Genomic DNA, 518 nt, shown 5'->3' on the forward strand with positions numbered 1-518 from the left:
AGCACCGTTATCCTATGTCTCAATCGGCGATACTTTCACTGTAAGGCCTGCCAAACCAACTTTCTGGCACAGACGAGTGCAGTGCCGGCGCACTGCACAATTGCGAATACGACCCAGAAACAATGTTTAGAAAAACTGACCGAACCCGTTTCTCTCAAACACATTGCTAATGAATTATCCACTTCAGATTCATTCGTTGGTCGGCAGCTCTTGCGCGCTGAACGGGACTTTCAAACTAATTGGCACTATTTGCCCAAAGTTTTGCTCATGGATGAGGTTAAAAGCACTAAGAGTGCCACCGACGCGATGAGTTTTGAATTTATGGACGCCGAAACGCACGAATTAATTGATCTATTGCCCTTTAGAACCATCTATCAGCTTCAAAAGTACTTCCAGCATTATGATCAGGTTGCTCGGGAAAATGTCAAAATTATTGTGACTGATATGAATTATACCTATCCCAAATTGGTTGGTCGAATTTTCCCTAATGCCATTGTCGTCATTGATCCCTTCCACCT

At 43.6% G+C, this 518-nt stretch carries 1 protein-coding gene; it reads left to right on the top strand.

All coding sequences use genetic code 11. The annotated features are described in order from the left end of the window. Positions 1 to 518, top strand: a 518-nt coding sequence (locus LPKJCM_RS11550) for a transposase (RefSeq protein WP_133057572.1), incomplete at both ends; no start/stop codon positions are given.

Source organism: Lentilactobacillus parakefiri (genome assembly GCF_002157585.1).
Classification (GTDB): domain Bacteria; phylum Bacillota; class Bacilli; order Lactobacillales; family Lactobacillaceae; genus Lentilactobacillus; species Lentilactobacillus parakefiri.